This window comes from Thermomonas sp., from assembly GCF_023953935.1.
GTDB lineage: Bacteria > Pseudomonadota > Gammaproteobacteria > Xanthomonadales > Xanthomonadaceae > Thermomonas.
In genome coordinates, this window is the sequence record NZ_JAMLIW010000015.1 from 1 (window position 1) to 12534 (window position 12534).

Below are 12534 nucleotides of genomic sequence, written 5' to 3' on the forward strand. Positions count from 1 at the left end.
GAGCTTACGATCGGACCATGCCGCCTGCCATGCCGGATCGATCTGCAGGACGACATGCAGGTGGTTGCTCATCGCTGCATAGGCGTGGATGGCAACGGCGAAGCACTCGGCCAGCAACAGCAGACGGGCTTCCACCCAGTCCTTGCGGTGTTCAAAGGATTGCCCACTGGTACGATCCTCGCCGCACAAGAAGGCGCGACGGACACAGCGCTGGACGCAGTGATACGCTCCGGCGGAGCCGGGTGGAATCCACAAGGTGCGGGCCGTGGTCATGAGGCCATGATCACGGCGCGTGCGGTGACAGGCGATCGGACGATTCCTGCTGCTGGCGTAGGAGAATGCCTGAATGGTGGGTGTCCTTGTTTGTTGTTGGGATCGCGCCGGCGCAGGCGTTGCAGGAAATCGGCGCGGGAAGGCAGGGGCACGACGGGGCATCCTTTCAGCGATGGGCGCTGGGCGGGTGGTACAGACGGCGTGGCGTCGCGAGTGCGGCGCACGCCATCGACCGTCGCCGGAAACGACTAGAGTCAACAATCAAATTCCGCGCCGCCGGTGAATCAATAAGGTGTCAGGGACAATTAGCCGGGGCAATTAGCCGGCCAAGTCACCCAGATCAAGTCCGGCGTCACCACTCTGGCCAGCAACGCCAGCTATTACCCCAATGGCGCGCTGGCGCAGTTCACCTACAGCAACGGCATCGTTCACACGATGAGCCAGAACGCCCGTCAGCTGCCCAGCCACAGCGTGGACGGCAGCGTACTGGATCTGGCCACCGTGTTCGATGCGAACGGCAACGTCGCCGCCATCACCGACAACACTGCCAGCGGCAGACAAACCCGCAGCATGAGCTACGACGCGCTGGACCGGCTCACCCAGACCACCTCGCCGATGTTCGGCACCGCCAGCTATGCCTATGACCAGCAGGACAACCTGACAAGGGTTCAGATCACCGGCGGCAGCCAGCCGCGCGACCACACCTACTGCTACAGCGCAGCCAACCGGCTGGAATTCGTGCGCAGCGGCCCCAACTGCAGCGGCAACGCCAGCCCGGCGGTGATCGCGCTGGGCTATGACCTGCAGGGCAACCTGAGCTTCAAGAACAACGCCAGCTACGCCTTCGACTACGGCAACCGGCTGCGGGCCACCGCGAACCAGAACTACCGCTATGACGCCCAAGGCCGGCGGGTGCGGCAGGACGTGGCGGCGGCCAACTGCAATACAGCCAGTACGCCCAAGACGGTCGGCTGGTCTGGCAGCGCGACGAAACCACCAACCAGCGCATCGCCAACGCGTATCTGGCCGGCAGCCTGCTGGCGGAGATCAGCCGCCCGCTGACCGGCAACACGACCACCATCCGCTACCTGCACACCGATGCACTGGGCAGTCCTATTGCCAAAACCAGCGCGACCGGCGCTATCATCGAGACCAGCGAATACGAGCCGTACGGGAGGTTGCTCAACCGGGGCAACGACAACCGGGCGGGGTATACCGGGCATGTGATGGATGCTGCCTCCGGGCTGACTTATATGCAGCAGCGCTATTACGATCCGGGGATTGGGGCGTTCCTGAGCGTCGATCCTGTCACGGCTTACAGCAATCCGGTGGGGGCGTTTAATCGGTACTGGTATGCCAGCGGGAATCCGTATCGGTTTGTGGATCCGGATGGGCGCAAAGCAAAAGCCAAAACGGAAGATGACAAACCACGCAACGAGCATGAAGGAAGTCGTCAGGACCCAGAGGATCCGAATGTTTACAATTGCCACTCGGAAGCTTGGCACGACCGCCAAGGTGACCCTACGGATTCCGGTAACCGCCAAGGCGGAACCGATGGAAAAGTTGATCAAAGCCCGTACGACGATATGCTTGAGGCACAACAACTCGACACCAACGAGCCAAATCAGGTTAATGACGTACTGGTCTATGGCCACGATGCAAACGGCAATGGAAGACTCGAAGAGAACGAGATCGATCACTCTGCTCGTGTCATCGCAGTTGATGAGGAAGGAAATACAACGCGCGTCTTAAGCAAGGAAGGTCCGACAGGTCCATTGGTGGACCATCATCCATTCGATCAGAATCCGGCATATGGACAATTGATTGAGTGGTTCAGGAGAAAATAATGGCAACTATTCGAGTTGCAGCCTTGTTTTTTTTCGCTTTGTTTGTGGCGCAGGGTTCTGCGCGCGATTCCAGGGATGTCGCGGCGAAGGCGCCGATGATGTTCCTAGAGAGCCTAAAAACCTTTGACAATCGCCTCCATACGTACATATTCAGTCACCACCTCAAGAATTGGGTAACTGAGGAAGATGTCCCGGGGCTTTTGGCACTCCTTGATTCGAAAGAGCCATGCGCGGGTGTTATGTACGAAGCGAGCGGAAGTGTTCCTGGACGATCGACAGTAGGTGATCAGGCGGCCTTTCTGGTAGAAGGATTCAGGACGCGCCTATATCCGCCCAGCCTTTATTCGAAGCCGCTTACAGATTCGCAAAAAGCGGATCTCAGAAATTGGTGGCGGACATATCAAGCTGCTACGGCGGCGCCTCAGCGAGACTCGTAAAAACCGAAAAACAAGAACCGAAACGAAAAACAAGGACACGCACAATTTGCGTTGACCGCCCGTAGAGCCCGCGTCAACCGGCCAATCAGTTGTGTTTGCGGATCTTCGACCGGAAACAAGGACACGCACAATTCACAATTTGCGTTGACCAAAGAAAAACAAGGACACGCACAATTTGCGTTGACCGCCCGTAGAGCCTGCGTCAACCGGCCAATCAGCCGTAATAATGGTGTCAGGGACAATTAGCCGACGCCCATAAATCAATGGGGTCGGAGTCATTGATTTTTTGTCACTAACACCTTTCCTCCGCGCCGCCGGCCGGGCTACAGGATCGGCGCCAGCCCGGAGCCGAAGGCGGTGAACACGCGCACGCCCAGCCACTTCAAGCCGAGGTCGACCTCGGGAAAATCGCCGACCGGGCGATTGCAGCGGCGAAATTCGGGGGCGAAGGGATCCTGCGGTTGGTCGGTCGCCGGGCAGCCCGGACCGACGCTGTAGTCATAGCTGGTGGCGTACTTCACCGGCCACAGGTCGAAGATCGGCATGCGTTCGGACAGTCGCGCCAGGTGGTATTCGATCCGCGGCAGGATCGGGGACGGCTCGCGCCGGGCGATGGTCCAGGCATTGCCGGGCGCCATGTCGCGGCGGATGCTGGCCGCCAGCGCCGCGGCAAAGGCCGGGTCCTCGATTACCACCGCGCTTTCGGTGTTGAGGGCCTCGCCGCGGGGGTCGAAGTTGTGGGTGCCCACCACCCCGATGCGCGCATCGATCACCAGCGACTTGGCGTGCAGGCCGATCCGCAGCCCGGCGCTCTTCAGCCGCACCGGCAGGCCGCCGGAGGAGGCGAACGGCGACGGGCGCCCGGCTTCGCTGCCCGGTTCGGTGGTCAGGCCGCGCGCGGCCAGCCGGCGCTCGCGCCGGGTGGTGCCGGCGGTGGTCGCGTCCAGGGTCGCTTCGGGCGCGAGCGCGGCGGAATCGTCCCCCGTCTCCAGGCCGGCGCCGGTGGCACCGATCTCGAACGGCGCATCGGCGGGAAACGGCTTGAATTCGTGGATGCGGAAACCGAAGTCGCGCAGGTAGCGGCGCTTGTATTTGTAGGACACCGCGTAGGCGATGAAGGCATCGGTCGAGGCCAGGCTGTTGGTGGAGACCAACACCTGCGGCGGCTCGTCCCGGCGATGCAGCGCCCGGAACAGGTGCTGGGCCGGTTTGGACAGGACGAGATAGGGCGTTTGCAGCAGGATTTCCCGCTGCGCACCTTCAATCAGGCCGAGCAGGCTGTCCCCGGTGCCGGTGGCAGCGGACGCGGTTGCGGCGCCGCCATCGGCGTCTTCGCCACGATGTTTGCCCGGCAGGTCGCCGAGAAAACGCACCCCGCGCACCTCCAGCGCCGGATCGACGAAGCGCATGCGCATGACCAGCGGATCGGCGACGTCGGCCAGCAGCGCGCGCACCCGCTGCGGGCGCCGGTAGGGGTGGTGCGGCGCCGGCGGCGGTCCGTGGCTGCGCAGATAGCGGGCGACGTCGCCGATCCGTTCGGCGGGCACGCTGCGGCGATCGTTCCAGAACGCGTCGAAGTTGGCCCGCATGCTGGCCGCGACCGGGCCGGCGATCAGCAGGTCGCGATCGCGGAAATTGAAGTCCTCGCCCCAGTCGTAATAGTCGTCCTGGTAATTGCGGCCGCCGATGATGCCGAGTTCATCGTCGATCACCAGCAGCTTGTTGTGCATGCGGCGGTTGAGCCGGCGCAGGCAGCACAGCGCCGCCACCGCGTACATCGGGCCGGAAAGCCGGGCGCGGTCCAGCACCGGGTTGTAGACGCGGATTTCGAAGTTGGAATGCAGTGCCGACAGCGCGGCCAGGGTCTCCACCTTGCGCAGCGCGGCGAGCTGGTCGATCAACAGCCGCACCTTGACCCCGCGAAACGCTGCCGCCTGCAGCTCGTCGAGCACCAGCTGGGCGGCATCGTCCTCGTCGAAGATGTAAGTCTGCAATTCGATGCTGCGGCGGGCGCTGCGGATCAGGTGCACCCGCGCCAGCAGCGCGTCCGGGCCGTCGTCGAGAATCAGGGCGCGATGCCTGGGCGCCTGCGGGCGCGACTGGGCCAGCGCGTCGCGGGCCATCGCCAGCAGCGGTGAATCCAGCGCGCAGGCGTCGTCACGGGCGCAGTCGACCGTGGTGGCGCGGGCCGAGGCGGCAATCGCGGCGGCGGCATCGTGCCGGGCGGTGGGCAGGCTGGCGCAACCTGCCAGCAGCAGGGCAAGCAGGCCACCCGTCAGGCGCGCCGCAACGCCTCCCGCCATCGCCTCAAGGCCACCAGAACCAGGACAGCCGCGCCGCTCCCGGCTCCATGGCGGCGTCATCGTCGAATTCCAGCACCGCGATGGCGGCCGGCGGCATTCCGCGATAGTGGCCGGAGCGGCCGCTGTGGAGCAGGGCCACCAACTGCTCCAGGCCCGGATTGTGGCCGACCAACAGCAGTCGGGAAACGTCGCGGTGGGCGTCGGCCAGTTCGATCAAGGTGCCCGGCGTGGCCTCGAAAATCGCGGCTTCCTCGCGCACGTCGGCGCAATCCAGCGGGCCCAGCGCGTCCAGCGTCTGGCGCGCGCGCGCGGCCGGCGAGCACAGCACGCGGCCGGGTTGCAGGGCGTGTTCGCGCAGCCAGTCACCGGCCGCCGCGGCCTCAGCGCGCCCGGTGGTGGAGAGCGGACGCTCGACGTCCGCTTGTCCGGGATGCGTGGATTCGGCGTGGGCGTGGCGCAGCAGGATCAGTTCGCGCATGGGTTCTCGTTTCCTTCGTTGCGCTCAATCCACCTGCTGCAGCCAGTGGAACAGCGGTTTCCAGTCGTCCTGATGGGCGCGCACCTGCGCCGAATGGTAGTCGAACAGGCTGCGACCCAGGCCGGTCAACACGGTATAGGCCTGGCTGTCGCGCAATTGCGCGACCACCGGGAAGTTCCAGCCACGCAGCAATTCCAGCGCCTGCTGCGCCGCGTTGGTCTGCGGCTTGATCCGGTTGACGACCAGCGCGACCGGCAAGGTGCCGCGGCGGACCCGCGGGTGCGTGGCCAGGGTTTCGAGAAACCGCGCGCTGGCCTCGATGTCGAAGGCGGACGGTTGCACCGGCACCAGCACCGCGCTGGCGACGTCGAGGAACGGTTCCAGCTCGCGCTCGCCGGCACCGGCCGGCGTATCCACGACGGCAACCCCGGCGCCCGCCGGCAAGCGCCGCACCTCGCTCCGGCTGCGCCCGTCGAGGGTGGGCAGCGGGCTGCCGAGCTCGGCCCGGCGTGCGCTCCAGCGCGTCGCCGAACCCTGCGGATCGGCATCCACCAAGGTGACGGCATGGCCCGCCGCAGCCTCTGCCGCAGCGAGGTTGACCGCCAGCGTGGTTTTGCCGACACCGCCCTTGGCGCAGGCAACGAGCCAGATCTTCATTACCGCGCTCCGCAATTGCTTCCAGCAGGGTACACGCGCCGGCACCGGATCGCACCGATGGCCGGCCCGCCTCAGGCGCGGTGCGGTACCGGCTTGCCGCCACGCAGGTTGATCCAGAAGCCCAGCAGCGCCGCCACGGCGATGACCAGCTGCGCCAGCAGGGTTTGCCAGGTGGGGTAGACGCCGAGCAGGTCGATCCGCGGCGCCTGCACCAGGCCCAGGCCAATCCAGCCGGCCTCCTGCAGGGCGGCCACGCCCTTGCCCACCAGCACCACCGCCAGCACCGCGATCAGCGCCGAGCTGAAGGCAAAGAATTTGCCGATCGGCAGCCGCATGCCCAGCCGCAGCAGGGCGAAGGTGATCAACGCCAATCCCGCTGAACCGACGACGAGGCCGGAAACAATCGCGCCGGCATCGCGCGGATTCCACATCGCCGCGTAGAACAGGATGGTCTCGAATACTTCGCGGTAGACCGCGACGAACGACAGCACGAACAGGAAGATCATCGAGCCACGCCCGAGCGCCGCCGACAGCCGTTCATTGAGATATTGCTGCCAGCGCCCGGCCAGGCTCTTCTGGTGCATCCAGATGCCCACGCTCAGCAGCACCGCCGCGGCGAACAGCGAGGACAGGCCCTCGGTCAGCTCGCGGTTGGCACCGCTGATGTCGATCAGCCAGGTTGCCACCACCCAGGTCAAACCACCGGCCACCAGCGCGCCGATCCAGCCGGCGTGCACCCACTTCAGCGCTTCGCGGCGTTCGGCCTTGCGCAGGAAGGCGATGATGCCGACCACGATCAACAGCGCTTCCAGTCCTTCCCGCAGCAGGATGGTGAGGCTGCCGAGGAAGGCGGCCATCCAGCTGCCGCTGCTGCCTTGCAGGGCGGCGTCGGCGCGTTCGAACAGCGCCAGTGCCTGCGCCGCGTCGGCTTCGACCTGCGCCGGCGGCACGCCCTTGCCGATGTCCGAGCGCAGCTTGCCCATCGCGGTTTCGATCGCGCGCAGCAGCTCGGCGTCGCGCGCGCTGATCTGCGGCTCGACCGGCTCCACACCGTCGAGATAAGCCGACAGCGCCAGCGTCGCTGCCTGCTTGGCGTCGTTTTGCGCATAGGCGTCCACCGCTTGCCTGAGCTTGGTGCGGGCCAGCTCCAGCGAGGCTGCCTGCTTCCCGGCGGCCGCAGTCAACGCCTGCGGCTGCGCGCGCAGGAAGGCCAGCACGGCCTGCGCCTGCTGCGGGTCCAGGCGCTGCGCCAGTTGCTGCTCGCTGGCCTGTACCAGTGTCGGCAGTGACGGCAGCGCGGCGCGCAGATCCGGGGCGCCGTGCTTCCACAGTTGCTCGCCCTGGGCGCGCTGGGCATCGCTGAAGGCCAGCCCGCCGACGTAAAACGCCAAGGCCCAGCGCTGGGCGTCGGTGAGCTGTGAATAAGCCGGCATCGAGGTGCCTGGAACGCCGCGGCTGATTGCCTCGTACAGCGCCAACGGGCTGCGCTGGGAGGCGCGATCGGCGTCGGTGAAGGCGATCGGCGGTGGATCGAGTTGGGCCCCGGCGGGTCCGTCCCCGTGGCCACTGGCGCCGTGGCAGGCCGCGCACTGCTGCGCGTACAGCGCCTTGCCGGCGGCCACGTCAGGGGTCTGGGCCGGCGCCGCGGCCACCCCGTAGGCGGCCAGCAAATCCGTCGCCAGGGCGTGCGCGTTGCGCGCCACGTCGGCATCGGCCGCCTTGCGCTCGACCAGCGCGATCAGCGCATCGGCCTGGCCCAGCAGGTCTGCTTGTTTCGAATTGCCCGGCAAGGCCGCGATCCGTTCCCGCGCGGTCGCGGAGAACTCCCGCATTTCGGCATATTCGCCCGCACTGATGACCTTGCCGCCTTGTACCGCGCCGGCGTAATCGACGGCGATGTAGTCGAGCAGCTGCCAGGCCTGGCGGACTTCGGCCTCGGGGCCGGGTGCCGCCGCCGCGGCAAGACCGCTGGCCAGCAGCAGCAGGATGAAAGCGAATCGACGCAGGAAAGACTGGGCCATGAACAGGCCTCGGAATCGGGAGTCGGGCAGTTTATCAGTATTTTGCGGATGCGAATCATTCGCGGCCGGGCGCCGTGACGGATCGCGTGGGGCCGGCCAGCGCCCGCGGGCCTGTTCGGTTTGCCTGGCCGGGGGCGGCGACCAAACCCGGCCGAGACGGGAACCGCGCCGGCAGGGCGGGCCGCCGATCGGGCGTGATTGACGCGCAGCGTCGACCCGCCTAGTCTGGCGGTTTGCAAAGCCCTCGCCAACGGAAACCCGCCATGCCGATCACCCTGACTTTCGAGCTCAACGACAAGGATCTCGAGCATTTCAATGCTGCGGCAGAGCGTGCGCGCAAGGCGGCCGAAGGCAAGAGCGGCGAGGACATCATCGCGGCTGCCACCAGCGTGCTCGAAAATGCGCAGAAAGCCGGGGTGCCGGAGTTCATCCTGCATCGCCTGCTGCGCCTCGACGACATGATCGCGATGGTGCGCGACCAGGGCTGGAGCCTGCCGGACGCTGACCGCCAGCGGGTGATCGACACCCTGTCCTACTTCGCCGACCCCAACGACATCATCCCGGATAACGCCGGCCCGCTGGGCTTCTTCGATGATGCGGTGATGGTCGAACTGGCCGTCCACCAGCTGACCCACGAGATCGACGCCTACGACGAATTCTGCGAATACCGCGAGCGCGAAGCCAAGCGGCGCGGCGTGGATCCCAGCACGCTGGGCCGCGCCGAGTGGATGGACGGACGCCGCCAGGAACTGCAGGAACGCATGCACGAACGCCGCGAGCGGGACGTCGGGACCGGTTACGGCCGCAGCAGCGGTTATGCCGACCGCCGGCAGTCGTATGTGCGCGCCTGGCGTCCGGGTTCGTTCCGGGTCGGCTGACGAGCGCGTGATCGCCGCGGGTTTCCGCTGGCCGGAGGGCGCCTCGGTCGAGCTGCTCAATGCGCTGTCGGCCGGGACCCTGATGGAGACGCTCGGGATCGTTTTCACCGAGCTGGGCGATGGCTATCTGCGCGCGACCATGCCGGTGGAGCCACGCACCCACCAACCCTATGGTTTGCTGCACGGCGGCGCCTCGGTGGTGCTGGGCGAAACCCTCGGCAGCAGCGCCGGCGGGTTGGTGGCCGGCCGTGATGCCGCGGTCGTGGGCCTGGAAATCAACGCCAACCATCTGCGCGCCGTGCGCAGCGGCATCGTCACCGGCACCACCCGGCCCATCCACATCGGCCGCAGCACCCAGGTCTGGGAATACCGGATCGCCGACGCGGACGACCGCGCGGTCTGCATCGGCCGGATCACCCTTGCGGTGCTGCCCAAGCCGCCGGGTTCCGGCGCTTGAATTCGGGCAGGGCTGATCAAGTCGGCATTGCTTTAGGCCACCTGCTCCAGCGCGATCCGGCACACTTCCGATCATGAGCACGACGTCCCCCGCCGTCGAATCCCTGTTGCGCAGCCTGCGCTACGCCTACCGTCTGCCGCTGCTGCTGCTGCATCTGCTGATCGGGTTGCCGATCACGCTGATCCTGATTGCACTGGGCCGCGGCGGGCGGCTGTCGCACGCGGCGGTGCGTGGTTTCATGGGCGGTCTGGCCTGGGTGTTCGGATTGCGGGTGCGGCGTGAAGGCGTGCCGCAGCAAGGTGGCGTGCTGTTCGTCGCCAATCACGTCAGCTGGATGGATATCGTGGTGCTGCATTCGCAGCAGATGATGGGGTTCATCGCCAAATCGGAAATTCGCGGCTGGCCGCTGGTCGGATGGCTGGCGATGCAGGGTGAAAGCATCTTCCTGCAGCGCGGCAACGGTGATTCGCTGGGGCAGGTCGTGGGCGAGATGGCGCAGCGGCTGCGCGCCGGTCGCGCGGTCGGCGCGTTTCCGGAAGGCGGTACCCGCAGCGGCAGGGGTGTGATCGTCTTCCACGCCCGGATCTTCGCGGCGGCGGTGGAGGCAGAGGCGCCGGTGCAGCCGGTGGCGGTGGCGTATGGGCCGAAGGCCAGCGCGCAGGCGATCATGGCGTTCAGGCCGCGCGAGCGTTTCCTCGGCAATTTTTTCCGCGTGCTCGCAGAGCCGACGCGCCCGGTACGCGTGTGTTTCCTCGAACAGGTGCTGCCGGGACAGTTCGACGGGCGCCGCGGGATGGCCGAAATGGCGCAGGCACGGGTGATCGCGGCGTTGACGGCGGACTGAGCCCCGTCGCTTTGGCAGCGACGGTCGTGCGTGTACGCTTTGCGCTCAAGCCGTTTTGCACGCGCTTCCGGAGTACGCCATGCAGATCCATAGCCACAGCTTCCAGAACCGCCAGTCGATTCCGCCCGAATTCGCCCTCGGGGCACGGGATGGCAAGGACGGGCTCGGTGGCAACCGCAACCCGCATCTGGCCTGGGAGGACGTGCCGGAGGGCACGCGTTCCTTCGCCCTGCTGTGCATCGACACCGATGCGCCCACCGACGGCGCGCTGGTGGCCGATGCCGCAACGCCCATTCCGGTGGAACATCCGCGCGGGGATTTCGTGCATTGGGCCATCGCCAACATCCCGGCCGGCGTGCGCGAGATCGCGGCCGGCAGTTGCAGTGATGGCTTGACCGTGCACGGCAAGCCGGCCGGTCAGGACGCCGGCGGCGCGCGCGGCCTCAACGACTACACCGGCTGGTTCGCCGGCGATCCGGCCATGGCCGGCCAGTACCACGGCTACGACGGCCCCTACCCGCCGCCGCACGACCTGCGTGTGCACCGCTATTTCTTCCGCCTGTTCGCACTGGATTGCGCGCAGCTGGCCCTGCCCGACACGTTCACCACCGGCGATGTCCTGCGCGCGATGCACGGCCACGTGCTGGCCGAGACGGCGATCCACGGGACCTACAGCCTCAATGCGGCTTCGGGGCAGGGCTGAGCCCGATGCGGTATCCGTTCGTGGTGAGCCTGTCGAACCACGGACGGTAAGCCGGACTACGGCCACCGCGGGCGATCTGTTCATCTCCTTCGACGATGTTCAGGACAGGCTTCGACTGGCTCAGGACGAACGGTGGTCGGGAAATCTGCCCCCGTTCGTGGTGAGCCGATCGAACCACGGACGGACCATCCCCATCAAAGAATGTAGCGACTCAAATCCGGATCCTGCGCCAGTTCACCGAGGTGGGCATCGACGTAGGCGCGGTCGATGGTGAGTGTGCCGCCCTTGTCCGGGGCGTCGAAACTCAGCGATTCCAGCAGCCGTTCCAGCACCGTATGCAGGCGCCGGGCGCCGATGTTTTCCTGGCGTTCGTTCACATGCGCCGCGATCTCGGCCAGGCGATCCACCGCCTCCGTCGCGAAGCTGAGCGCCACGCCCTCGGTCTGCATCAGTTCGACGTATTGCCGGGTCAGCGCGGCCTTGGGTTCGGTCAGGATGCGCACGAAGTCGTCCTTGCCCAGCGCCGACAGCTCCACCCGGATCGGGAAGCGGCCCTGCATCTCCGGGATCAGGTCCGACGGCTTGGCGAGGTGGAAGGCGCCGGAGGCAATGAACAGGATGTGGTCGGTGCGCACCGGCCCGTACTTGGTGCTCACGGTGCTGCCTTCGACCAGCGGCAGCAGGTCGCGCTGCACGCCTTCGCGGGAAACATCCGCGCCATAGCCCTCGCTGCGCTTGGCGACCTTGTCGATCTCGTCGATGAAGACGATGCCGTGCTGTTCGCAGGCCTCGATCGCCTGCTCGCGCACGTCGTCTTCATTGACCAGCTTGCCGGCCTCTTCCTCGATCAGCAGCGGGCGGGCGGCGCGGATGCTCAGGGTCTTCTTGTGGGTTTGGCTGCCCGAGAGCTGGGAGAACATCTGCCGCAGCTGCTGGCCCATTTCCTCCATGCCCGGAGGCGCCATGATGTCCACGCCGATGTTCACGCTCAGATCGAGCTCGATCTCGCGTTCATCGAGCTCGCCGGCGCGCAATTGCTTGCGCAGTTTCTGGCGGGTGGCCGATTCCTGCGACGATGGCTCGGCGGCGATGTCCACCGTGGTCACGCTCTGTTGCAGGCCGAACCCCGATTTCATCTCGCGGCGCGGCAGCAGGGCATCGAGGATGCGCTCCTCGGCGCGCTCCTCGGCCTGGGTGCGCACGCGCTGCTTGGCCTGGCTGCGGTACAGCTTGACCGCGGTATCGGCGAGGTCGCGGATGATCTGTTCGACGTCCTTGCCGACATAGCCGACTTCGGTGAAGCGGGTTGCCTCCACCTTCACGAATGGCGCGTTGGCCAGCGTTGCCAGCCGCCGCGCGATCTCCGTCTTGCCGACGCCGGTGGGGCCGATCATCAGGATGTTCTTCGGCATCACCTCGTTGCGCAGCTCGGCCGGCAACTGCGCGCGCCGCCAGCGGTTGCGCAGGGCGATGGCCACGGCGCGCTTGGCGGCCTGCTGGCCGATGATGTGGCGATCGAGCTCGGCAACGATCTCGCGCGGGGTCATGGAGGAGGAGTCGGTCATGGGGGGCGTGATTCGTGATTCGTGATTCGTGATTCGTGATTCGGGATTCGGGATTCGGGATTCGTGATTCG

General features: G+C 66.4%; 12 protein-coding genes. 6 read left to right on the top strand and 6 right to left on the bottom strand.

All coding sequences use genetic code 11. The features are described from left to right. The coding region (locus M9902_RS11925) for a hypothetical protein (protein WP_297223258.1) at positions 1–273 on the bottom strand (273 nt) is incomplete at its 3' end. 435 nt (positions 274–708) lie between these two features. Here M9902_RS11925 and M9902_RS11930 point away from each other — a divergent pair. Further along, on the top strand, positions 709–1335 hold the full coding sequence (locus M9902_RS11930; RefSeq protein ID WP_297223260.1) for an RHS repeat domain-containing protein: 627 nt from the start codon (positions 709–711) through the stop codon (positions 1333–1335). A gap of 83 nt (positions 1336–1418) precedes the next feature. Next, positions 1419–2120 carry an RHS repeat-associated core domain-containing protein gene (locus M9902_RS11935; RefSeq protein ID WP_297223275.1) on the top strand — a complete coding sequence of 234 codons (702 nt, stop codon included), beginning with the start codon at positions 1419–1421 and terminating at the stop codon, positions 2118–2120. Between the two features lie 760 nt (positions 2121–2880). Here the strand turns inward: M9902_RS11935 and M9902_RS11940 are convergent. From M9902_RS11940 to M9902_RS11955, 4 genes are all read right to left on the bottom strand, one after another. Then, on the bottom strand, positions 2881–4860 hold the full coding sequence (locus tag M9902_RS11940; RefSeq protein ID WP_297223262.1) for a phospholipase D family protein: 1980 nt from the start codon (positions 4858–4860) through the stop codon (positions 2881–2883). Between the two features lie 4 nt (positions 4861–4864). Continuing rightward, the gene (locus M9902_RS11945; protein ID WP_297171962.1) at positions 4865–5338 is read right to left on the bottom strand and encodes a histidine phosphatase family protein; all 474 of its coding nucleotides are present in this window, start codon (positions 5336–5338) and stop codon (positions 4865–4867) included. 24 nt (positions 5339–5362) lie between these two features. Beyond that, positions 5363–5995 carry a ParA family protein gene (locus M9902_RS11950; RefSeq protein WP_297223264.1) on the bottom strand — a complete coding sequence of 211 codons (633 nt, stop codon included), beginning with the start codon at positions 5993–5995 and terminating at the stop codon, positions 5363–5365. Positions 5996–6066: 71 nt separating this feature from the next. Next, the gene (locus M9902_RS11955; protein ID WP_297223266.1) at positions 6067–8016 is read right to left on the bottom strand and encodes a cytochrome c/FTR1 family iron permease; all 1950 of its coding nucleotides are present in this window, start codon (positions 8014–8016) and stop codon (positions 6067–6069) included. 263 nt (positions 8017–8279) lie between these two features. Between M9902_RS11955 and M9902_RS11960 the strand changes: the two genes are divergently transcribed. The 4 genes from M9902_RS11960 to M9902_RS11975 all read left to right on the top strand — a co-directional run bounded on the left by M9902_RS11960 (position 8280) and on the right by M9902_RS11975 (position 10898). Next, entirely contained in the window at positions 8280–8894 is a 615-nt protein-coding gene (locus M9902_RS11960) for a DUF1232 domain-containing protein (protein ID WP_297223001.1), read from the top strand. A gap of 82 nt (positions 8895–8976) precedes the next feature. After that, positions 8977–9351: a hotdog fold thioesterase gene (locus M9902_RS11965; protein WP_297223277.1), complete on the top strand. Its 375-nt coding sequence runs from the start codon at positions 8977–8979 to the stop codon at positions 9349–9351. 73 nt (positions 9352–9424) lie between these two features. Then, on the top strand, positions 9425–10195 hold the full coding sequence (locus M9902_RS11970; RefSeq protein WP_297223268.1) for a lysophospholipid acyltransferase family protein: 771 nt from the start codon (positions 9425–9427) through the stop codon (positions 10193–10195). A gap of 79 nt (positions 10196–10274) precedes the next feature. Then, positions 10275–10898, top strand: coding sequence for a YbhB/YbcL family Raf kinase inhibitor-like protein (locus M9902_RS11975; protein WP_297223271.1), 624 nt, complete (start codon positions 10275–10277; stop codon positions 10896–10898). A gap of 194 nt (positions 10899–11092) precedes the next feature. Here the strand turns inward: M9902_RS11975 and hslU are convergent, their stop codons facing one another. Further along, positions 11093–12463, bottom strand: a complete 1371-nt coding sequence (hslU, locus tag M9902_RS11980) for an ATP-dependent protease ATPase subunit HslU (RefSeq protein ID WP_297223273.1) — start codon at positions 12461–12463, stop codon at positions 11093–11095. Positions 12464–12534: the final 71 nt, after the last annotated feature.

Excerpts from the sequence above, each read along its gene's own strand:
- M9902_RS11930 (WP_297223260.1), top strand. The coding sequence starts at position 709 with ATGAGCCAGAACGCCCGTCAGCTGCCCAGCCACAGCGTGGACGGCAGC.
- M9902_RS11940 (WP_297223262.1), bottom strand. The coding sequence starts at position 4,860 with ATGGCGGGAGGCGTTGCGGCGCGCCTGACGGGTGGCCTGCTTGCCCTG.
- M9902_RS11945 (WP_297171962.1), bottom strand. The coding sequence starts at position 5,338 with ATGCGCGAACTGATCCTGCTGCGCCACGCCCACGCCGAATCCACGCAT.
- M9902_RS11950 (WP_297223264.1), bottom strand. The coding sequence starts at position 5,995 with ATGAAGATCTGGCTCGTTGCCTGCGCCAAGGGCGGTGTCGGCAAAACC.
- M9902_RS11955 (WP_297223266.1), bottom strand. The coding sequence starts at position 8,016 with ATGGCCCAGTCTTTCCTGCGTCGATTCGCTTTCATCCTGCTGCTGCTG.
- M9902_RS11960 (WP_297223001.1), top strand. The coding sequence starts at position 8,280 with ATGCCGATCACCCTGACTTTCGAGCTCAACGACAAGGATCTCGAGCAT.
- M9902_RS11965 (WP_297223277.1), top strand. The coding sequence starts at position 8,977 with ATGGAGACGCTCGGGATCGTTTTCACCGAGCTGGGCGATGGCTATCTG.
- M9902_RS11970 (WP_297223268.1), top strand. The coding sequence starts at position 9,425 with ATGAGCACGACGTCCCCCGCCGTCGAATCCCTGTTGCGCAGCCTGCGC.
- M9902_RS11975 (WP_297223271.1), top strand. The coding sequence starts at position 10,275 with ATGCAGATCCATAGCCACAGCTTCCAGAACCGCCAGTCGATTCCGCCC.
- hslU (WP_297223273.1), bottom strand. The coding sequence starts at position 12,463 with ATGACCGACTCCTCCTCCATGACCCCGCGCGAGATCGTTGCCGAGCTC.